Annotated in this window: 17 protein-coding genes; 9 read left to right on the top strand and 8 right to left on the bottom strand. The window is 73.0% G+C overall.

The window, feature by feature from the left end; genetic code table 11:
• The first annotated feature begins 78 nt into the window (after positions 1-78).
• Positions 79-285 (top strand): hypothetical protein, encoded by a 207-nt coding sequence (locus tag AB0J74_RS02175; protein ID WP_116077155.1) that lies wholly within the window; start codon positions 79-81, stop codon positions 283-285.
• On the opposite strand, the gene AB0J74_RS02180 is transcribed toward AB0J74_RS02175, so the two are convergent.
• The gene (locus tag AB0J74_RS02180; RefSeq protein WP_363443347.1) at positions 242-607 is read right to left on the bottom strand and encodes a zinc ribbon domain-containing protein; all 366 of its coding nucleotides are present in this window, start codon (positions 605-607) and stop codon (positions 242-244) included. The genes AB0J74_RS02175 and AB0J74_RS02180 overlap by 44 nt on opposite strands.
• Before the next feature lie 155 nt (positions 608-762).
• Positions 763-2,268, bottom strand: coding sequence for a serine/threonine-protein kinase (locus AB0J74_RS02185; RefSeq protein WP_363443349.1), 1,506 nt, complete (start codon positions 2,266-2,268; stop codon positions 763-765).
• Positions 2,269-2,498: 230 nt separating this feature from the next.
• On the opposite strand from AB0J74_RS02185, the gene AB0J74_RS02190 reads away from it, so the two are divergent.
• The 7 genes from AB0J74_RS02190 (at position 2,499) to AB0J74_RS02220 (ending at position 13,417) form a co-directional block, all read left to right on the top strand.
• A complete protein-coding gene (locus AB0J74_RS02190; RefSeq protein WP_363443351.1) occupies positions 2,499-4,373 on the top strand; it encodes a M6 family metalloprotease domain-containing protein in 1,875 nt (624 codons plus the stop codon).
• Positions 4,374-4,470: 97 nt separating this feature from the next.
• Positions 4,471-4,962, top strand: a complete 492-nt coding sequence (locus AB0J74_RS02195; protein WP_363443353.1) for a hypothetical protein — start codon at positions 4,471-4,473, stop codon at positions 4,960-4,962.
• Between the two features lie 69 nt (positions 4,963-5,031).
• Positions 5,032-5,718, top strand: a complete 687-nt coding sequence (locus tag AB0J74_RS02200; RefSeq protein WP_363443355.1) for a CPBP family intramembrane glutamic endopeptidase — start codon at positions 5,032-5,034, stop codon at positions 5,716-5,718.
• A 36-nt stretch (positions 5,719-5,754) separates the two neighbouring features.
• Complete coding sequence (locus AB0J74_RS02205) at positions 5,755-7,935, top strand: hypothetical protein (RefSeq protein WP_363443357.1); 2,181 nt, start codon at positions 5,755-5,757, stop codon at positions 7,933-7,935.
• Between the two features lie 75 nt (positions 7,936-8,010).
• Entirely contained in the window at positions 8,011-9,696 is a 1,686-nt protein-coding gene (gene ppgK, locus AB0J74_RS02210; protein WP_363443359.1) for a polyphosphate--glucose phosphotransferase, read from the top strand.
• A gap of 401 nt (positions 9,697-10,097) precedes the next feature.
• A complete protein-coding gene (locus AB0J74_RS02215) occupies positions 10,098-10,427 on the top strand; it encodes an STAS domain-containing protein (RefSeq protein WP_363444049.1) in 330 nt (109 codons plus the stop codon).
• Between the two features lie 128 nt (positions 10,428-10,555).
• Complete coding sequence (locus AB0J74_RS02220) at positions 10,556-13,417, top strand: hypothetical protein (RefSeq protein ID WP_363443361.1); 2,862 nt, start codon at positions 10,556-10,558, stop codon at positions 13,415-13,417.
• 72 nt (positions 13,418-13,489) lie between these two features.
• Here the strand turns inward: AB0J74_RS02220 and AB0J74_RS02225 are convergent, their stop codons facing one another.
• On the bottom strand, positions 13,490-14,467 hold the full coding sequence (locus tag AB0J74_RS02225; RefSeq protein ID WP_363443363.1) for a hypothetical protein: 978 nt from the start codon (positions 14,465-14,467) through the stop codon (positions 13,490-13,492).
• A gap of 534 nt (positions 14,468-15,001) precedes the next feature.
• On the opposite strand from AB0J74_RS02225, the gene AB0J74_RS02230 reads away from it, so the two are divergent.
• Complete coding sequence (locus AB0J74_RS02230; protein WP_363443365.1) at positions 15,002-15,646, top strand: hypothetical protein; 645 nt, start codon at positions 15,002-15,004, stop codon at positions 15,644-15,646.
• 37 nt (positions 15,647-15,683) lie between these two features.
• Here the strand turns inward: AB0J74_RS02230 and AB0J74_RS02235 are convergent, their stop codons facing one another.
• Genes AB0J74_RS02235 through AB0J74_RS02255 form a run of 5 tightly spaced genes read right to left on the bottom strand, consistent with a single transcriptional unit; the run spans position 15,684 to position 21,355 of the window.
• Positions 15,684-17,003, bottom strand: a complete 1,320-nt coding sequence (locus AB0J74_RS02235) for a pentapeptide repeat-containing protein (RefSeq protein ID WP_363443367.1) — start codon at positions 17,001-17,003, stop codon at positions 15,684-15,686.
• Positions 17,004-17,027: 24 nt separating this feature from the next.
• On the bottom strand, positions 17,028-18,218 hold the full coding sequence (locus tag AB0J74_RS02240; protein ID WP_363443369.1) for a low temperature requirement protein A: 1,191 nt from the start codon (positions 18,216-18,218) through the stop codon (positions 17,028-17,030).
• A gap of 13 nt (positions 18,219-18,231) precedes the next feature.
• On the bottom strand, positions 18,232-19,026 hold the full coding sequence (locus AB0J74_RS02245) for an alpha/beta fold hydrolase (protein WP_363443371.1): 795 nt from the start codon (positions 19,024-19,026) through the stop codon (positions 18,232-18,234).
• Positions 19,023-19,880: an SDR family oxidoreductase gene (locus AB0J74_RS02250; protein ID WP_363443373.1), complete on the bottom strand. Its 858-nt coding sequence runs from the start codon at positions 19,878-19,880 to the stop codon at positions 19,023-19,025. The genes AB0J74_RS02245 and AB0J74_RS02250 overlap by 4 nt, the downstream gene beginning before the upstream one ends.
• Positions 19,877-21,355, bottom strand: coding sequence for an NAD(P)/FAD-dependent oxidoreductase (locus tag AB0J74_RS02255; RefSeq protein ID WP_363443375.1), 1,479 nt, complete (start codon positions 21,353-21,355; stop codon positions 19,877-19,879). Before AB0J74_RS02255 ends, AB0J74_RS02250 begins: the two co-directional genes overlap by 4 nt.
• Between the last annotated feature and the right edge of the window lie 4 nt (positions 21,356-21,359).

Consider the following 21,359-nt stretch of genomic DNA (forward strand, 5'->3'; position numbering starts at 1 on the left):
ATTCGCGTTTGCCGCACCGCTCCGATCGGGTATCAGGCCTCACCCGCGCACCGCGGGAACATGACCTGGGAGGAACCTGTGCGGACAACCGGGATCGGTGGATTGATAGTCGTGATCTGGCTGATCATTGGCGCGATCGCGGCGGGGCAGCGCGGCTACTTCAGCAACGACGACACGAACTGCGCCGAGGCGAGCAACACGATCGTGACGATCATCGCCGGCCCGCTCAACTATTTCGGTGTCAACCCGAAGGTCGACTGCGACCTTCCGCAGCCGTCGAAGTAGCCGGCACCTCGGCCCACCTGATCGCCGGCCGGGTCCAGTCGGAGCCGACCGTGACGCCGCGCAGGTAGGTGTCGACCAGGTGGGCCTCGTCGCACAATCGCACGGGGTCGGCCCGCCCGGTCGACCGTCTCCGGTCGTAGACGCGGCCGAGCACCAGCACGTCGAGCTCGTCGGCGGGCACGGCACGGCTGCACCGGCAGATGTAGCGCCGTAGCCCCCGGATCGTCTCGGCGGTCATGTCGGCGCCGCAGGTGCCGCAGTGAACAAGGCCATTCAGGAGTCCGCGGGCGACCGCGGGCTCCTGTGCTGATTCGGTTCCCATTGGTGCACAGGTTATTCACCTGGCGTTCATCATCACAGTGGGTCGTCCCACCGATGTCATCCTGTCGCCCTATCGCGTCCGCACGGACCGTCGGGCACGCCGATCAACCGATCCCATATGGGTGCTGACCAGGCGCAACTTGCAGATTGGAAGTGCTAGGCCCCCGGACCCGGGCCGCCGGTCGGCTCGCCCGTCGGCTCGACGGTCGCCGGGGGCGTGGTCGGCTGCTGGGTGGGCGGGTTCTTGGTCGGCTTGTCGTCGGGCGTCGGCGTGGCACCACCGGTCGGCTTGGTGGTCGCCGTCGGTTGGCCGCCGTTGCGTGACGAGGTGCTGGTGCGCGGCTTGTTCGGGGTCGTCTGGGCCGCTCCGGTGGGCGTCGCGGCACCGGTGTTCTCCGGACCGGTGCTCACCCCGGCCGGCGGCGACGGCACGGTGCCGCCGTCGGGTTGCCCGTCGTTGCCGGGGTTGGCCACCACGAACGCCATCACCACGGCGGCGACGCCGATCAGCACGGCCGCGACGATGCCGGCCCGGTGGGTCGAGCTGAGCCGCTTACGCCGGCCCGCGGCGGGCACCGCGGTCGGAACGGGCACGGCCGGCGGGAACGGGGGCCCACCGGGCGGGAAGGCGGGGGAGACCGGCGAGACCGGACGGGTGCCGGTGTTGGTCAGGCGCGGGTCGCTCCCGGCGAAGGTGTCGTTCGGGCCCCGGCCGACCGGCGCCGCGCCCGGCGCGTAGCCACCGGGACGTGGGCGGGTCGTCGCCGGGCCGCCGGCCAGCAGGGCCGTCGTGCCCGCGCGGGTCATCGAGGTGGTGGTCGTCTCGGCCGGCGCCGGGCCGAGGGCGGCCTCGGCGATCTGGGCCAGGGCCGCGGCGTTCTTGAACCGGTCGGCCGGCTCCTTGGCCATCGCGGTCGCGATCACCGTGCGGACCGCGTGCGGCACCTCGTCGGGCAGCGGCGGCGGTTCCTCGTCGAGGTGCGAGAGGGCGATGGTCAGGGCGTTGTCGCCCATGAACGGCGGGTGCCCGGCCAGGCAGTGGTAGCCGACCGCGCCGAGCGCGTAGATGTCGGTCGCAGCGGTGATCGTGCGCTTCGCCACCTGCTCGGGCGCCATGTAGAGCGCGGTGCCGACGAGTTCGTTGACGCCGGTCAGGCTGGCCGCCTCGGCCGAGCGGGCGACGCCGAAGTCGACCAGCACGACCTGGCCGTCGGGGCGGACGATCAGGTTGCCCGGCTTGACGTCGCGGTGCACGACGCCGGCGTCGTGCGCGGCCTGCAGGGCGTGTGCGGTCTGCGCCACGATGGCCATCGTCTCGGCCGGGCTGAGCCGTTCGGCGGTCTTGATCCGCTGCGACAGGGGCTCGCCGTCGACGAACGCCATGACCAGGTAGACGACCGTCTTGCCGTCGGGGTCGGTGTCTTCGCCGAAGTCGTAGACGTCGACCACACCCGGGTGGCGGAGGGTGGCCATGGTGCGCGCCTCGCCGCGGAAGCGGGCGCTGAAGCCGGGGTCGCCGACGGCACGGGGATGCAGCACCTTGACCGCGACGGTGCGGCCGAGCACCTGGTCGATGGCACGCCAGACTTCGCCCATACCGCCGCTGGCGATGGGCTCCTCCAGCCGGTAGCGCCCGCCAAGCGCGTCTCCGGGATTGAGCATCATGCCTCCGTACCCCGTGTTGCGAGGTGTTACGCCCCGCCAGGGCAAGACCGTGCCCTCCCCCGGGCAACCTTAGCGGCCCGGTCCCAGCCGGCAGTGCTCGCGGGGGTCCGTCGATATGTCAGCGTCGCCCGCCGGGATGGCGTTACGGGCGATGTCCGATCCGTGACTGCCGTCACGTCTGTCCGCGTCTACCGTCGGTCCGTCCACAGGCGAAGGCGGTGTGCCCGGTGAGTGCGATCTTCGGCGAGACCTTGCGGTTCCAGCAGCGCGACGGCGACGACGTCGCCCTGGTGGTGCTCGGTGACGAGATGTATGCCCGTTACGAGACACCCGAGGGCTACACCGCCGTCTACGACCACGAGACCGGCGCCTACTGCTACGCCGACCTGGAAGGCGGCCAGTTCGCCTCGACCGGGCGGCGGGTCGACGCCGGGCCGCCGCCGGCCACCGTGCAGCGGCACCTGCACGAGGCGGCCGCCGTCCGCAACGACCGGGTCAAGGCCCGCCACGAGGCGATGGTGCCGCCGGGGGAGGTGGCCGGCGGGCGGGAGAAGTTCCTGACCTTCGGCCCGAGCGGCGGGCTGCTGCCCGGGCGCCGGCTCAGCTCCGGCACGGTCACCGGCCTGACCATCCTGATCGACTTCCCCGACACCCCGGCCGCCGTCGGCACCGCCGAGGTCGACGGGCTGCTCAATGCGCCGGCCTACCGGGGCGGCGGCAACGCGACGTCGGTGCGCGGCTACTTCCAGACCATGTCGACCGGCCGGCTCGACTTCGGCAACGTGGTCGTCGGCCCCTACCGGATGAGCCGGCCCCGGCTGGCCTACGCCAACACCGAGGGCCTGCTGGTGCCGGAGGCGATCCAGCTCGCCGTCGACGCCGGTGTCGACCTGTCCCGGTTCGACTCGTGCGACGAGGGCATCGTCGACTCGCTCTGCATCATGTACGCGGGCCAGACCGAATACAAAGGCGACCTCTGGCCGCACAACTTCGTGCACCGCAAGGAATACAACGGCGTCCGCACCGAGCTCTACATCGTCACCAGCGCCGGCCGGACGGCCGACGACCTCAGCATCGGCACGTTCTGCCACGAGGCCGGCCACATGCTCTGCCGCTTCCCCGACCTCTACGACTACGGCCTGGCCGAGCGCGAGGGCGACGACTTCAAGAGCGCCGGGGTCGGCATGTATTGCGTGATGGGCGCCGGCAACCACCTCGACCGGGGCCGCACGCCCGCCCCGATCAGCGCCTACCTGCGGCAGCTGGTCGGCTGGACCGGCACCGAGGTCGACCTGACCACGGGCGGCCGATTCTCGGCGAAGCAGGGCGACTACGACACCGTGCTGCGCTACGCGACCGGGCTCGACAACGAATACTTCCTGGTGGAGAACCGGTCCCGGGCCGGCTTCGACCAGTTCCTGCCGTCCAGCGGGCTGGCCGTCTACCACTGTGACGTGCGCGGCTCGAACGAGTTCCAGCAGGGCACCCGGGAGCAGCATTACCAGTGCGCGGTGCTGCAGGCCGACGGCCACCTCGACCTGGAGGGCAACGTCAACCAGGGCGACGGCGGCGACCTCTTCGGCCGCGTCGAGGGCACCGCGGTCTCGCACGCCACCCGGCCGGCGACCCGCCGCTGGGACGGCACCGAGTCGGGCCTGACCATCTCCGACGTGTCCGCGCCGGGTGAGGTGATCACGTTCCTGGTCGGCGAGGTCGGCGACGCGGGCGCCTCCGTGGTCGGCAAGTCCGAGCCGGCGCTGTCGATCCCCGACGGCGGCTCCAACGGCGTCTCCGACACGATCACCTTCGACTCGCCCGGCACGGTGCGGGCGATGACCTTCGAGGCCGACATCACCCACCCGTTCGCCGGCGACCTGCGGATCGTGCTGCTCTCGCCGACCGGGCGCCGGGCGGTGCTGCACGACCGGGTGCGCACCGGGCGCAACCTGCACCTCGAGCTCGACACCGAGCCGCCGTCGGCGCTGGCGCCGATGGTCGGGCAGCCGGTCGCGGGCACCTGGTTGCTGCGCGTGACCGACGCGTCACCCGATGACGCGGGCACGCTCGACCGCTGGCGGATCGAGATCACCGTCGGCACATAGCCGGATTTGCCAGGAAATTCATAGCCGATCCCCATCGTCTCCCCAGCGGGATGCCGCAGAGTGCTCCGAGTCCCCTATTGGCTTGGAGAGAATTCACATGCGACGACCCAGGAAGCTCGCGCTTGTCGGGGCCGGTGCTGCCGGTGTTCTGGCGATCGGTCTGAGCGTGCCGGCCTTCGCGGCCGGCAACGACAGCCCGTCACCCGCGCCGTCTTCGTCTTCGTCCACCACGTCCGACCAGGGCTCGCACGCGGCGAAGCCGGACCGGGCGCAGGCGAGGAAGGACCGCCAGGAAAAGCTCGCGGCGGCGCTGGCCAAGGAGCTCGGCATCGACCAGCAGAAGGTCTCCGACGCGCTCACCAAGGTGCAGAAGGACCTCGCCGGCGACGCCAAGGCCCAGCGCACCGACCAGCTCAAGAAGCGGCTGGACCAGGCCGTCAAGGACGGCAAGCTGACCCAGGCCCAGGCCGACGCGATCATCGCGGCCGCGTCGAAGGGCGTGCTGCCCGGCGGCGGCGCCTGGGGTGGCGGCGGCTGGGCTGGCGGCGGCCACTGGCGTGGTGGCCAGGGCGGCCACGACAGCAAGTAGTCCCACTGTCCCTACCCAGGGATGCCGAACCCGCGCGCGACCGGTGCTCACCCCCCGACACTGGTTCGCGTGCGGGTTCGGTGGTTGGTGGCGGTGGTCGCGGCGCTGGGCGTCGCGAACTACCTCAACAACGTCGCGCTCCGCTGGGCGTACCCGTGGATCTCGGTCATCGAAGCTCTGGTCCTGCTGGGCCTGGGCCGGGCGGCCGGGCTGACCGCGGCCGATCTCGGGTTGGCCCGCGCGACCTGGCGGCGCGGCCTGCGCTGGGCCGGCGTGGCGGCACTGCTCGTGCTCGCCGGCTATCTGGTCGCCCTGTTCCTGCCGGCCGGTCGGGAGGCGTTCCTCGACCAGCGGGCCCACCTGAGCGCCGGTGGCGCCCTCTACGCGGCGTTCGTCGGTGTGCCGATCGGCACCGTGCTGCTCGAAGAGGTCGGCTTCCGGGGCGTGGTCTGGGGCATGGTCGCGCGGCTGCGCGGGCCGGGCTGGGCCACCGGGGTGTCATCGGTGCTGTTCGGGTTCTGGCATGTGCTGCCGTCGCTCGGGCTCGGCCGGAGCAGCCAGGTGGTCGGCGACGTCTACGGCTCCGCGGCCGGGGCGGTCACCCTCTCGGCGGTGCTCGCCACGATGCTGGCCGGCGTGGTGCTGGCGGGGCTGCGCTGGCGATCGGGAAGCCTGCTGGCGCCGGCGGGACTGCATTGGGCGACGAACGGCCTGGCGTACGTGGTCGGCGCCGCGCTCTGGGCTCTTTCGGGTTAAGCCCCGGAACCACCTCGCGTTTTGGTACGAAGAGGTGTGGGCGATCGCCTGGTGCGCTGGGGGCTCCCACGAGCCGCCAATGCCGTGCCGCTGCTGATGGAGTTCATCGTCGTCGCCGTAGCGACGGTGCTGGCCATCCGCTTCGCCCTGTTCCTCACCGGCTATCCCCAGTTGGGTGGCAACGGCCTGCACATCGCGCACGTCCTGTGGGGCGGCCTGCTGATGGCCGTCGGCGTGATGGGACTGCTGTCGTTTAACGGGCGGGTGATCAGACCCATCGGGTCGTTCCTGGCCGGCGTCGGCTTCGGACTGTTCATCGACGAAGTCGGCAAGTTCCTGACGAGCGACAACGACTACTTCTTCACACCGAGCATCGCGATCATCTACGTGTTGATCGTGCTGCTGGTGCTCGGCATCCACGCCCTGCACGGCCGGCGGCCGCTCGGCAAGCGTGAGTTGTACGTCGCCGCCCTCAACCAGGCGGCGGCCGGCGCGTCGAACGGGATGACCGACAACTCGCGCGCGCTGGCGCTGCGCCGGATCAACGCGGCGGCCGACCTGCCCGGTGCGGCCCAGGCCGCGGCGCTGGTCCGGGAGATGCCGTCCGGGCGTGCCGAACGCTACGACGTGAGCCAGATCGGCTCGCGGGTGGCCGCGCGGATCGCCCGGACGTTGCGCACCCGACCGGCGATGGTCACGACGATCGTCCTGCTGCTGATCCAGACCGTGGTCACCGTGGGTGTCGCGCTGTTGATCGTCTCGGCGTTGATCGCGCGCGAGGTCGGCGCGAACGCCGAACTCCGGTTCACCGAGCCGGTGCCGACCGCGATCGGCGGTGCGAGCGCCATCCTGTCGGCGGCATGCGTCGTCTACGGCGTGGTGCGGTTGCGGCAGCGGCGGCGGGTGACCGGATACCGGTGGCTGCAGCGGGCGGTCCTGATCGACCTGCTGCTGACCCGGGTGTTCGAGTTCGCGGTCTACCAGTTCGCGGCCATTCCCTCGCTGGCGGTCGACCTTTTGTTGCTCGCGGTGCTGGAGTTCGCGATCCGCAACGCCGTCGCCAAGGAGGAGGCCGTCGACGAGGGCTCCGCCGAGGCGGAGGAGTCTGGCCGCCGATCCCCGGCCCGGGTGGCCGCGGCCGCCGGTGTCGCCGCCGGGCTGGGCGCGTCGCCGGTGGCGGGGCGGTCCGGGTTCGCGGGTTCGCTTCCGTCCGGTGCGTCGGCGTCGGCGTCGGCGTCGGCGTCGGCTTCGCTCGGTGACGGGGACGGGGTGCGGAATGCCGCGGACGTCGGGCCTGCGGTGGCCGACCGATCGCCGGGCGGGTATCCCGGTGCGTTGAGCCCGCTCTTCGGCGCGGCCGACGCCGCGTCGCCGTTCGTGGCCGGTCAGCCGTCGGCGGTGGGGGAGCCGTCGCGCTTCGCCGGGGCTGGTGCCGCGTCAGTGACCGGTCAGCCGTCGGCGGTGGGGGAGCCGTCGCGCTTCGCCGGGGCTGGTGCCGCGTCAGTGACCGGTCAGCCGTCGGCGGTGGGGGAGTCGTCGCGCTTCGCCGGGGCTGGTGCCGCGTCAGTGACCGGTCAGCCGTCGGCGGTGGCGGAGCCGTCGCCGGGCCGCGGGCCGCTGCCGGCGGAGCCGAACCCGTTGACGGGGCCGGCGGCGACGCCGGGGCTGGTGGGGCGGATGCGGTCGGCGTTCACGGGCGGGTGTCCGTCGCATGCTGGGGTTGTCGGGGGCGCGATGTCGGCCGGATGCGGCGCCATCGCGGGTGGGCTCGTCGCCGGGGTGTCGACGCGCTCGGCCGCCGCCCACGGCGAAGGCGCGGCGGAGACCGGCGGCGACGCCGGCGAGATCGTCGGCGAGGTCCTGGACGACTCCGCCTCGGGCGACCACCCCGCGCTGCCGGCGCCGGGTGCCCCCGAACCGGACGCCGCTCGCGGCGACGGGCCGCGGCCCGACGCGGGCGCCGGTGCGGTGCGGTCCGCGGCGGGCGTCGACGGCCCGGAGGTCGTGGACGACGCGGGACGCTCGCCGCTGAGTGTGGGTGGGCAGCCGCCGCCGGCCACGTGGATCGGGAGCCGGGCCGGAAACGCCGGAAGTGGGCGCTACCGCCCGGCCGAGCGCGGCGGCGAGCGGGTGGAGAAGGGCAATGCGCGCGGTGGGCGTACTCCCGGATCCAATGTGGAATCTCAGCGGCGGATGACGCCGCCACCCCTGTCCTGAGACGGTTCTAGGGGCGTCGGCGGGCTGCCGACGCGAAACCCTGCGCGGCAATCGCCCCGGGCGTAACGTGAGTTCATGGCGGTCATCGGCATCGACATCGGCGGCTCGGGCATCAAGGGCGCGCTGGTCGACATCAGGCGGGGCGAGCTCTCCGGCGAACGCTTCCGGGTGGATACGCCGCAACCCTCCAACGTCAAGGGAGTCGTCGCCGCCGTCGGTGAAGTGGTCCGCCATTTCCAGACGCGGCCGGAGCGCGTCGGCATCACCTTCCCGGGCGTCATCCAGAACGGCTTCGTCCGCACGGCGGCCAACGTCGACAAGTCGTGGATGAACACCCCCGGAGCCCAGCTCTTCGCCGAAGAGCTGCGCAGCCCCGTGGCGCTCATCAACGACGCCGACGCGGCCGGCATGGCGGAGATGGCGTTCGGCGCGGGCAAGGGCCACAAGGGCAAGGTCGTCATGCTGACCTTCGGCACCGGCATCGGCAGCGCCGTCTTCATCGACGGGGTGCTGGTCCCCAACACCGAGTTCGGCCACATCCGGATGCACGGCATGGACGCGGAGAAGCGCGCCGCCGCCCGGGTACGCCAGGACGAGGACCTCGGCTGGGGCGCGTGGGCGAAGCGGGTCCGGAAATACCTGCAACACCTGGAGCAGCTCCTCAGCCCCGACCTGTTCATCGTCGGCGGCGGGGTGAGCCGCAAGTCCGACAACTTCCTGTCACGCATCGAGGTCGAAACCCCGGTCGTGCCGGCGATGCTGCTCAACGACGCCGGCATCATCGGCGCCGCCCTCGCGTCTCCGCAGGCCCGCAGCCGCAGCGCCACCCCGACCAAGACCAGCGCCGACGGGCGCAAGTCGACGCCGAGCAAGTCGGCGACCGGCGGGGGCGCCCGCAAGGCCTCGACCGCGCGCAAGTCGACCAGCGCCCGCAAGTCGACGTCGGGCCCAAGTTCCACGCCCCGCAAGGCGGCGAAGACCACGACGGCCCGCAAGGCGACCAAGTCGTCCACGGCCCGCAAGTCGACGGGTGCGGCCCGCAAGTCAACGGCGGCGCGCAAGTCGACGGCCGCGGCGCGCAAGTCAACGGCGGCGGCCCGCAAGTCGACGGCGCCGCGTAAGTCGACCACTGCCCGGAAGTCGACGGCGCCGCGTAAGTCGACCACTGCCCGGAAGTCGACGGCGCCGCGTAAGTCGACCACTGCCCGCAAGTCGACGGCGCCGCGTAAGTCGACCACTGCCCGCAAGTCGACGGCGGCGCGAAAGTCCACGGCTGCTGGCAAGTCGACGACGGCGGCCAAGTCCGCTACGGCCGGCAGGTCGACGGCGGCGGCCAAGTCCACGGCGGCGCGTCGGTCGACCTCGACCGGCAAGGCGACCTCGGCGCGGAAGTCCACGACGGCGCGCAAGGCGGCGACGGCGCGCAAGTCGTCCACCGCGCGCAAGGCACCGGCCACCCGCAAGTCGACCACCGCCCGCAAGTCGACCGCGCCGCGCAAGGCGTCGACGGGCCCGGCCCGTCGTTCCGCCGGCTCGGCCCGGAAGGCGGCCGGCTCACGCTCGACGGCGGCGCGCAAGTCGGCCACGACCGGCCGCAAGTCGACCAGCGCCGCCCGTCGGACGGCCTCGACGGCGCGCAAGCGCACGAGCGCGGCGCGGGCGACGACTCCCCGGTCGCGGGCTACCGCTACCGGCACGGTGCGGAAGCCGGCGGCGGCCGCGCGGCGCTCGACCAAGACGGCGACGCGGGCTGGTCGGTAGGCGTTGGTCGGTGGCGGGGTGTCGTGCGGCGGCACCCCGCCACCGGCGTCTCCGCCGATCCGTCCGCCTGTCACCCGACTGGTCTCCATTATGGATCACCCTGGGTCGGTGGCGGCGTCGAGCGGATAGTGTCCGGATAGGACGGAGGGGCGCCTCAGTGATCTCCCGGTGTCCGGCCTGAGCGGTTGGTGATCTCCGATGTCCGGGTCTGGGTGTGACGGTTGCCTCGGGCATGGGGGGTCAGGCGTAGGCCGGATGAGGTGCGACTGTTTTGATCGTCCCAGACCTGGCGTGCGAGTTGGGCGGTCAACCGGATGGTCGCCCGAGCGTAACCGGCTGGTAACGAGGCCCGTGCCCGAGGCGCGGACGGTCTGGATGGGTTATACGCTTGCAGGGTGGCAATGATTGACGACGCCTCCGTCACATTGAGGGTGAGCCGGGTGGACCGGCCCGATGTGGTGGTGTTGCGGCTCTCCGGGGAGCTCGACCTGAGCACCGCCCCTCACCTCAGTGAACGCATCGACGAGGTGGTCGGCGACGGGCGTACCAGCATCGTCATTGATCTTGAAGAAGTGACGTTCTGTGATTCGACCGGAATGTCGGCGTTCATCCGGGGCCACCACCTCAGCTCGGCCGCCGGGGGCTCGCTCCGGCTGACGGGAGCGCAGGGGGTCGTGGCCCGGGTACTCAAGATCAGCGGACTCGACACGCTGCTGGGCGACGACGCCTGAGCCGTCGCGGTCGACACACCCGACCGCGCGGGCCAATGTGGATTTAATTCCGCAAAACGACCCGAAACGGGTTATGCCTCGGGAGGATGGCCGGGAGGGGAAACGACTGGCTACCTGGGGGCGAGCTAATGGACTTCTCCATTGTCGAATCCGGCTACGACCGCGACGAGGTCGACAGTTGCCTTCTGGATCTGGGTGAGCAGCTCGCGAGCGCGACCGCGCAGGCTGAGGGCGCCGCCAGCATGCGGATCGAGCTTGGCATGGTCCGCGCCGAGGCCGAGCGGCTGCACGAGATGCTGCGGGGCCGCCCGGCGGTCTACCGCAACACCCTCCGCATCCAGCAGATGGTCACGCTCGCCGAGGAAGAGGCGGCCGAGATCGTCGCCGAGGCCCGGGAGACCCTCGCCAAGGCCCGCGAAGACGCCCAGCGCATCCGGGCCGAGGCCTACAACGACGCCGTGAAGGCCCGCCGGGACTTCGAACTGGCCCTGGCCGCCCGCCGGCGCCGCCAGGACGGGGCGGAGAAGGTCCTCGCGCAGATCAGCTTCGAGCCCGCGCCGGCCAGCGCGGCGGAGCCGGAGGCCACCCCCGCCACCGCGCCCGCCAAGGCGGTCCGGGCCGCCGCCGGCGGCAAGGCGGCGAACAGCCGGGCAGCCGCCTCCGCCACCGCGCCGGTGGCCAAGGGCGCCGGGCAACGCAACGACGGCGGTCACCACCGCGAGCCCGGCCAGTCGGCCGTCCCGGGCAACGCCGCGGCCGGCAAACACGACGCGCCGGGACGCCCCTCCCCGACGCCGGTCAACGGCGAGATCGCCCCCGTACGCGACGCCGTCCCCCGCAGCGGGTCAACCGCCGCGACGCCGCCGGAGAAGCCCAGCAAGGGTGGCCTGTTCGGTAAGGGTGGCCTGCTCGGCAAGGCCCGCTCGAAGGGCGGCTCGGCCACCTCGAACCCGCCCGCCGCCGGCACGGCCGCGACCACTGCGAACGATGCGCCCGCGGCGAAGGCCACCGGCCGCGCCGGCGTGGCCGGGAGCGCCGGCGCGGCCGGTGGCGGGGCGGGCGCCGACGGCGCCGCCTCGACGGCGGGTGGGGCTGACGCTCCGGCCGGTGGCGGCGGTCCCAACGGCAGCGGTCCGGCTGGTGCTGGCGCCGCGCCCGGTGCGGCGTCGAGCCCGAACGGCAGGAAGTCCCCAGCGGCGGGCGGCGCGGCGGGTCGCGCGGCCGGCAACGTCGCATCGGCCTCTGGCGCGACGGCTCCTGTGGCCGCCAACGGCGCACCGGCCTCGGGCGCGACTGCTCCTGCGGCCGCGAACGGTAGCGGACCGGCTGGCGGCGCCGCGCCCGCGTCGAACGGCGCGAAGTCGCCGGCGGCGGGTGCGGCTTCCAGGGCCGGCGAGGCCGGGGCCGATGGGAGTGCCCAGCGTCCGGTCCCGAGCGCGAACGGTGCCAAGGCGCCTGCGGCGGGTGCCGCGCCTGCGGGTGGGGCGGGGCAGGCTTCAAGCCCGAACGGTGCGAAGGCGCCCGCGGCGGGTGCCGCGTCGTCGGGCACAGGTTCGGGTCCGAGCGCCGCGAAGGCGCCCGCGGCGGGTGCCCAGCCCGCGGGCGGGTCTGGGCAGGCTTCAAGCCCGGGCGGTGCGAAGGCGCCTGCGGCGGGTGCGGCGTCTGCGGCTGCGGCTGGGCAGGCTTCGAGCCCGGGCGGTGCGAAGGCGCCTGCGGCGGGTGCGGCGTCTGCGGCTGCGGCTGGGCAGGCTTCGAGGCCGGGCGGTGCGAAGGCGACCGTGGGCGATGCTGCGCCATCGGGAGGCTCCGGTCAGGCGGGGTCGAACGGCTACGTCGGGCAGTCGGTGGCCAACGCCGGTGCCGGAACGACGCCCAACGGCGCTCCGGCCAAGGGCGCGGCGGCCGCTGGTAAGCCGGCCGCCTCAAGCAGCGGCGCTGCTCCCGCTGGCGGTGGTGCGGGTGGTGCGGCAACGCGCAGCAACGCGGGCGGGTCCGCCGCGGCCGGCAACGGTGCCGGGGCCGCGGGTCGCCGTGCCGCGGCTGGGAACGGTTCGCGTGCCGGGTCGGCGGCCGGCAGCGGCGGCGCCGCCGCGGGGAACGGACCTCGCGCTGGTGCGGGGGAGAGCGGCCGCGCCGGCACCCCGGCGTCCGGCCGACCGGCCGGGGGCGCCGCACGGGGCGGCAGGGCCGGGTCGAGCAGTGGGCGTCCGGCCAACGGCGACGGTCGTAACGGTGGTGCCGCCCGGCCGGCCAACGGCGGTGGGAGCCGGCCCGGTGACAGCGGCTCGCGACAGAGTGGCTCGTCCGGCAGCGGCGGCCAGGGCGCCAGCGGGTCGGGCAATGGCGGCGGGAGCAAGCCTGCCGGCGGGGGCGGGTCCGGCAACGGCAAGGTGGTGGAGAACGCCGACAAAAGCCCAAGTGGCCATACCGCCGCCCGTCGGGCGTCTGAGGTACCGGTAGGAAACGGCCCGCGAGCCGCAAGCACGCCAAGCGACGGCGCCACTGGTAGCAGGACCGGCACCGACGTGCCGCCGACGCCGCAGGAGGCCTCTCCGGGGCCGCGCGGACCGTCCGCCGAGGCGGACGTCGGCGACAGCGGCGTCGCCGGCCCGACGCCTCGACCGGGCGCGACGCCAGGTGCGGACTCGCCGCTGCCCAGGCTGCGCTCGGGCGCACCAGCGGTCGAAGACACCCGCGACGGCGCCGGCCGGCCGGCGACGACCACGCCCGGGACGACCAGGGCAGGGGCGGAGCGGGCCGGCGGGGCGAAGGGGAAACCCGCAGCCGATCAGCCGGCGGCGACCACGCCCAAGGCGCCGAGGTCCGCCGTCCCGGGGGCCGAGGCCACCGAGGCCGGCACGGCGAACCCGGGTGAGGACGAGGACGCGGGCGCCGGCGAAGAGGGGGCCCAAGGCGTGGACGAGAAGGACGGCACGGGCAGGGGACGGTGGCCCCGGCTGCGGGGGCGGCGTACCGCCGTCATTCGCTGAGGGCGCGGAACACCCGAAACGAGAGGACCCGGGCGGCCAGGTGGCCGCCCGGGTCCATACCCGTGACTGGGCTCAGCTGAGCGCCTGCACCACCGTGGTGGCGGCCAGTTCGTGTTGGGCGTACGCGTCGGGGAACGCGGACACCTGCACGGCCTGGGCCGCACCGGCGATGGACATGTTCTGCCAGCCGATTATCTGCTCGAGGGCGCTGAAGAACTTCTGGGCCGAGATGGCCGGCGTCATCAGCTCCTGCACCGTGCCCCAGCCGCTGCTCGTGCGCTGCTGGAACAGGCCGACCGAGTCGTGGTCGTACCCGGTGCCCTCGTTGGGGTAGTTCAGCGACTCCGGCAGGCCGGTGTTGGCCAGGTTGAGCAGGTTGCTCTCCTGCATCGACGTCGCGATCGCGACGATCAGACCGCGCTGGGGGATGCCCATGCTGACGCCGGTCTTGACGATCGTGGCGGCGTTGTTCATCTGCGCCTGGGTCAGGCCGGCGACCGGCGCTACGACGGTCGGTTTCGGCTTGGGCGCGGCCGTGGTGGCCGATTTGGTGGGGGTGGTCGCCCTCTTCGTGGCGGTCTTGCGGGGGGTTGGCTTACGGGCGGGGGGAGTGGTTCTGGCGGGTGCCGGCGGCGCGGGGGTCGTGGCCGTCGGCGTGGGGGATGGAGCCTGTTCGGGGGTGAACGCCTGGCGGATGTTCGACCGCGACGCGCGTTGCTGCGTCTCGGCGATCGACCGGTCCGCGGCGGCTTGCGCCGCCGCCTGTTCCGCGGCTGCCACCGAGGTGGCCGCTCGGGCCGGCGCGCCCGCGTCGCGGGTCTCCACCGCGGCCGCGAGGCCGAGGCAGCAGACGAGACCGGCAGCGAGGCCGATACGCGCGGCGGGCGTGGCGTATATGGGTTTGAGGCGGGTCCGCAGCGTCGTCAGCTGGGTCGACTCGATCTCTCGTCTATGGCGTCCGGTTGGCTGACCGCCTGGGGTGACCTCAACCGAACGGGTAGTCGGGCTAATTCCGTCATGTCGATGTTTTCCTATGTCCTTGCGCGGCACCCGAAGAGGTTAGACAGGGCTCGCCCAGGTTTGACCCGCCAGTTTTGTGGCCTGCGCCACATTTGTCGAAAGGCCACCTAGTCAGGTGGGACGACCCTGGGAGGGCTCGGGCCGGCAGGGTGCCAGACCGGCTTGTCCGTCAAGCCCATGCACGCGCGGACAAGCCTGGCAATTCGGAAGCGTCCGGTCGCAATCGGGGCCCAAGCCGCCGCCTCGGTCGAACGGTGGAGCAGTGGGGCCCGCGCGGATGAGCGCCGGCTCGGCCTGGCGTACATCCGTTGCCTGATAGGCCTTCGCCGTTCACCCACCGACCTGCAGCCGCGACATCATGATTTATCCGTTATGGACGATCAATAGCATAAGAAGCTTTTGCCGGCTTTGACCGCATCCCAAACACCGATCGAGGATCGGACTCAGGAGCCGACCATCTTATATGGAGTCGTACCCGACTGGGGACGATTGCCCGAATCGAGCAGCTTGTCAGGCTTTTCTGGTGTCCTGGGGCTACCGGAGACCGGCGAGGGTGGGTGCGGAATGCGGCGAGATCTGCGCGCTCAGGAGCCGTCGGACGCGGCCGCGAGCGCGGCCCGGGTAGGGCGGCCGGCGGATGCGGGCCGCCCGGCGACGGCGTGGCAGCAGCGGTGCCGCGGTCGAGAGCGAGTCGGCCAGCTCGGCCGCGCGGGCCGGGTCCGGCAGCCCTACGGGCTGGTGCTGCTCGGCGCCGGCCTGGTGTCGCTGTTCGTGCTGGCCGGCGCCGCCCCGGCCGCCGCCGACGCGACGGTCTTCGCGCCCAGGGCGGTGCCCGGCCGGACGACGGTCATCGACGTCTGGTGCGGCGCCCGCGCGACCTCGGCGAGCGTCAATGTCACGCCCTTCGGCGGCCCGCCGGAACTGCCGCTGGAGCCCTACCCGGCCGGCGGCCCAGGCGCGTTCCGCATCTCCTACCGCGTGCCGGCCGACGCGGCTCCCGGCAGCTACGAGCTGGTCGCCCAGTGTGACAACGGCCAGGCCGGCGACGCCGCCCTGCTGGTCGGCCTGCCCACCGGGGTGGACTCCGCCGCACCGGGCGGCGCCCGCACGGCCGCCGCGGTGCTGGCCACCCTGGCGGCCCTGGCCGCACTGATCGCCGGTGTGCTCCTGGCGAGGCGCTACGGCGCCCGGTCCCGCCTGCATACCTGACCGCCAAGCCGCGGCGGAACCGACCACGGCCGGCGGCCTACGCCGGGTGGTGGTCGATGAGGACGATCCAGTCGTCGTCTTCTTTCTCGGCGATGGTGCCGGCCGGCCAGACGTGGGCCTGGTCGGCCGCGGCGCGGACGTGGTCGATGTTGGGGCGGCGGCGCATGGTGGCGCCGGCGAAGCTGGCGCGGCCGTGGAACTCGGCGCGGCCGAGGTTGACGGCGCCCGCGAAGGTGGAGTTCTCGAAGTAGGCGTCGCCGCGAAAGGTGGTCCAGCGGAAGAACGCCATGTCGCCGAAGGTCACCGCGCGGAAGCCGGCGTACTCCGCGAACGAACCGCGTTCGATCGAGAGTCCACTATGGAACACGGCGGCGCCGAACGAGGTCGTCCCCGCGAACGTGCTGTGGTCCAGCGTCAGCGTCTTGTCGAAGACCGCCTCCGCGAAGGACGCGCCGGCGAAGGTCACGCGGCGCGCGGAGACCTCCCCGCCGAAGTGGGCGCGGTCGAAGCTGGCCTCGCCCGTGAACGTCGCGCCGTCGAGGACGACGCCGCCCGACGTGGTCAACCCGTCGAACGTGGCCGCCGCGAACGTGGCGCGGGAGAGCGAGAGCCCGCCCTCGGCGCGGGCGCCCGCGAAGCTGGTGGTGCCCTCGAACGTCGCCCCGGTGAAATCGGCGTCGATCAGGGTGCAGCCGCTGGCGTCGAAGTCGGTCAGCCGGGTGTCGGCCAGGTCGAGCCGGACCTCGGGCCACCAGGCCGACGGCGCGTCGGCGTGCAGGTGTCGGGTCAACAGGCGCTGTGCCGTGCGGCGGATCTCGTCGTCGTCGCTCATCCGTAGGTAGGCGCAGACCACCGCCAGCACCGTCTGGCGGTGGCGGGGGTTGTCCTGCGCCAGGCGCTCCAACGAGTAGAGCCCGCCCAGCCGCACCGCCGCCTTGTCGCTGCCGAGCAACTCGACGGCCGTGGTGAACAGGTCGGTGACGCGGCGCTCGGTCGCGTCGTGTGCGGCGACGCGCGTCTGCTCCGAGGCAGTCCGCGCAGCAGTCGAGGCGACCTGCTCGGTGTGTGCCTGGACCAGTTCGCGGTGGGCGTGGTCACGCGCGGCGACCAGCCGCCGACGGCGCGCGGCCAGCAGCAGGGCCAGGCCACCGCCGGCGGCGGTCACCACGAACAGGGCGGTGCGGATGGCGTCGACCCGCAGCGTGGCCCGGGTGTCGACGCTGGCGGCCCGGTCGGCCTCGGCCAGCAGCCAGTCGAGGACCAGCCAGCCCAGGGCGATGGCCAGCAGCACGCCCACGAGCACGCACCACCATGGCGGGGCGAGCGGGTCGTCGTCGGAGCGTTTGGGGGCTGTCACGGCGGACAGCATCCCATCGACGGGTCAGGCGGGTGGGGTCGGCTGTGGATAAGTCTCGTCTGTGGACAGGGCGATCGCCCGCCGCGACGGTGCCACGGTGAGGCCCACGATCAGGGCCATCAGCACCGCGATCACCTGGGCGGTCGCCGGCACCAACGGGGCGAGCAGGATCAGCCCGGCGCCGACCGGCGCCGTGAACAGCAGCACGCCGTGTTCGTGCGGCAGGATGTGCAACAGCCAGACGCTGACCGTGTAGGTCGCGACCGGGATCGCGAGCGCGTAGCCCGCGGCGGTCTCGGAGATGTGCGCCTCGCCGGTGTGGAACGCGACGTTGACGACCAGCCCGGAACCGACCGCAGCCGCTGCCGCGAAGATCAGATAGTGGCCGTACCCCCAGAGGAAGCTGCTCAGACCACCCAGCTCGCCCTCCCGGTCGAAGTAGAGCCACCACATCGCGAAGACGATCACGATGCCGGCCGCACCCAGCGCGATCACGTCGGCGTTCGCGCCGCTGCCGAGCCCGCTCTCGAACGCCACCGACGCGGCCAGCACCGCCTCGCCGAGCACGATCAGGGTGAACAGGCCGTAGCGCTCGGCGATGTGCCCGGGGTGCCACTGGGTCATGCCCGGTCGCTCCGCCCAGATCGGGATCAGCAGTTCCGCGACGACCAGGATGCCGAAGGTCCAGTAGGCGGCGTCGCCGTGCGCGAGCAACCGCAACCACCAGCCGATCTGGACCACGAAGATCCCGATGGCGTAGCGCGTGCCGTTCTTCCGGTGGGTCGGGTCCGAGACGGCGGCCCGGATCCACTGGCCGACGTTGGCGAGCCGCATCACCGAGTAGCCGACGGTGATGAGCACGAAGTCGACGTTGTCGAAGGCGCGCGGCACGCCCGCGGCGATGATCAGCGCCCCGACGATCGCGATCAGCACCGACAGGCGGTAGACGTCGTCGTCGGTGTCGTAGGCCGACGCGAACCAGGTGACGTTCATCCACGCCCACCAGATGGCGAAGAACACCATCGAGTAGGAGACGACCCCGTGCCAGAAGTGGTGCTCGACGATGTCGTGCTCCAGCAGCGTGGCCGCCTGCGCGACCGCCACCACGAAACAGAGGTCGAAGAGAAGCTCCAGCGGCGTCGACGCGCGGTTCGGCTCGGTCGCGGACCGGGACCGCATCGGCCGGTAGAAACTGCGGCGCGGGGCTGTCGTCACGCAGGAAACTGTGTCATAGCCCGTCGCGCGAAACGGGTAGGGCGCCGGTGGTGGTCAGGATCAGGTCCGCCACCAGATCAGGGTCGTCGCTCATCGGGACGTGGCCGCAGCCGGGGAGGTCGACGTGCCGGGCCAGCGGCAGGCCACGCCGGGCGACCGCGGCCTGCCGGTAGCGCAGGATCAGGTCCCGGGTGCCCCAGGCGACGGTGACCGGCACGGTCGGCGCACCGCTGAAGGCATACCCCCGGCTGGCCCGCGCGACCGCCCGGAACGCGACACCGTCCCGCAGGGCCGCCGTGTCGGCCAGCGAACGTTCGAACGAGATCCGGCCCGGCCGGGACAGCAACATGCCGAACGCGACGGAGCGCAACCGCGATGACCGCAACACGGTACGCACGACCGGGCCGGGCAGGCGCGCGACCAGCCGATGCGCCGTGAGCACCGCGACCGCGTAACGGAGCTGACCCGACGTCGCGAACCCGGCCGGCGACAACGCAGTGGCCGAGGCGACGTGCCCGGCCGCCGCCAACTCCAGCGCGAGCGCCCCACCCAGGCTGTTGCCGGCCACGTGCGGCCGCCCGAGCCCGAGGGATGCGAAGAACGACGCGAGCGCCTCCACCAACGACGGCATCCCAGCGAAGGAGCCGGACACCGGCGAGCGACCGAATCCCGGCAGGTCGACCGCGATCACGTCGTGATGCCCGGCCAGCCGGTCCAGCACCGGCTCCCACGCCCGCCAGTGATGACCGATGCCGTGGAGCAACACCAGCGGCGGCCCGGCGCCCCGGCGCGAGTAGAACAGCGTCACTGCGGTGCGGTGTTGCGTCCGTAGCCACGCCCGAGCGCGCCCAACTGGGCCTCGAGGTCCGGCACCGAGGTGGCCGCCGCCCGCCGGGCGACCCAGCCGCCGAACGGCCCGTTGGCCACCGACCGGAAGGCCGACGCCAGGGCGACCACCCGCGGCACGTACACCCGGCGCTTCCGGCGGGCCACCGCGTCGACGAACGCGGCGGCGCACCGCTCGACCGGCACGCTGCGCCCGAGTGGGCCGGGCAACCGGTCCAGCGCCGCCTGGAACGTCGGCAGGTCGTCTTTGACGTCGCGCACCAGGTCGGTGTCGACCCAGCTCATGTGTGCCGTGCCCACGGCGACGCCGCGGTGCGCGAGTTCGAGCCGGATGGCGTTGCCGAAGTGCTCGACCCCGGCCTTCGCGGCGCAGTAGCCCGACATGCCGGGCAGCGCCGCGAACGCGGCCGCCGACGAGACGAGCAGGTAGTAGCCCCGCCGGGCGGACACCTCGGAGACGGTCGCGCCGACCGTGCGGACGGTGCCGATCAGATCGACCTCGACGGTGCGGACCAGCGCCTCCAGGTCGCCGACCGCGATCGTGCCGCGGTTGGCGATGCCGGCGTTGGCGACCACCGCGTCGATGCCGCCGAACGCGTCGACCGTCCCCCGCACGGCGGCCGAGAGCGCGGCCTGGTCGGTCACGTCGGCCTCGAACCACCGGGCGGCGTCACCGAGCGACGCGGCCAGGTCGGCGAGCCGCGCCGGTTCCAGGCCGACCAGCGCGACCTTCGCACCGCGGGCGACGGCGAGCCGGGCGGTGTGCGCCCCGATCCCGCGCGCCGCGCCGGTGATGAACAGGACCGAACCGTTCACGAGACCACCTCGGAGAGACGACGGTAGGCGCGGCCGTCGAAGCGACGGGTCCGCAGCCAGTAGGACCAGGTGTGCCCGGGCCACAGCGCCGACACCCGGCCGTTGCGGTCCTGGTACCAGCTGTGGCAGCCACCGGACTGCCAGACCGTGCCGGCCATCCGCCGGTCGACGAACCGGGCGAACGACGATTGCGCCGCCGGCGTCGGCTCCCACGCGCCGCCCCCGGCCGCGTCGATGTGCCGCAGCAGCCGTACCAGATGATCGATCTGGCATTCCAGCATGAACAACACCGACGTGTGCCCCAGCCCGGTGTTGGGCCCGAGCAGCAGGAACAGGTTGGGGAACCCCGGCACCGTCGCACCCAGGTAGGCCCGCATGCTGCCGCCCCAGGCGGAGGCCAGCGTCTGACCGGACGGGCCGCGGATCAGCGAAGCCAGCGGCGGCTCGGTCACCTGGAACCCCGTCCCGAAGATCAGGGTGTCGGCGGGATGGGCCGCGCCATCGGCCGTGACCAGGCCGCCCGGCGTCACCGACACGACGCCGGAGGTCACCAACGAGACGTTGGGCCGGGACAGCGCCGGATAGAAGTCGTCGGAGAGCAGGACCCGCTTACAGCCCATCCGGTACGCCGGAGTCAGCGCCCGCCGCAACGCCGGGTCCGCGACCGACGCCGCCAGATGCCGCCGCGCCGCCCGCTCGGCCAGGCGCATCACCGGTGGATGCAGGAACCCGACCGCGGCCAGTTCGCGTCCCCAGTAGACCCCGGCCCGCGCCACCCGCCGGGCACCCGGCACCCGCGCGAACACCCGCCGCTCCCGGTCCGAGAAGTCCCGGTCGCCGCGCGGCATCACCCACGGCGCCGTGCGCTGGAACACGGTCAGCGCGGCCACCTCCGGCGCGATCCGGGGCACGAACTGCACCGCCGAGGCGCCGGTGCCGATCACCGCGACCCGCCGCCCGCGTAGGTCGATCGAGTGATCCCAGCGGGCCGAGTGGAACGCCGGGCCGCCGAACGAGGTCAGACCGGGCAACGGGGGGATGACCGGCGACGAGAGCGGACCACCGGCGGCGACCAGGAAGTCGGCGGTGTAGACCCCACCGGAGGTGTCGATGGCCCACCGACCGCCCTCCCAGCGCGCACCGCGCACCTCGTGCCGCAGCCGCAGGAACGGCCGCAACGGCTCCGCGCACCGCCGCAGGTATGCCCAGATCTCCTCCTGCCCGGAGAAGCTACGGGTCCACCCGGGGTTGGGCATGAACGACAATGAATACATGTGGGACGGCACGTCGCAGGCGCACCCGGGATATGTGTTGTCCCGCCAGGTGCCGCCGACGTCGTCGCCGCGATCGAAGATCACCAGGTCGTCGTGGCCGGCGGCGAGCAGCCGCAGGCCGGCCGCGACGCCGCCGAACCCCGCGCCGATGACGGCGATCCGACTGTGTCGGGCTTGTGCCCGCGCCGTGTGGCCGCCCATGATC

The sequence above is a fragment of the Asanoa sp. NPDC049573 genome, from assembly GCF_040676615.1.
Classification (GTDB): domain Bacteria; phylum Actinomycetota; class Actinomycetes; order Mycobacteriales; family Micromonosporaceae; genus Asanoa.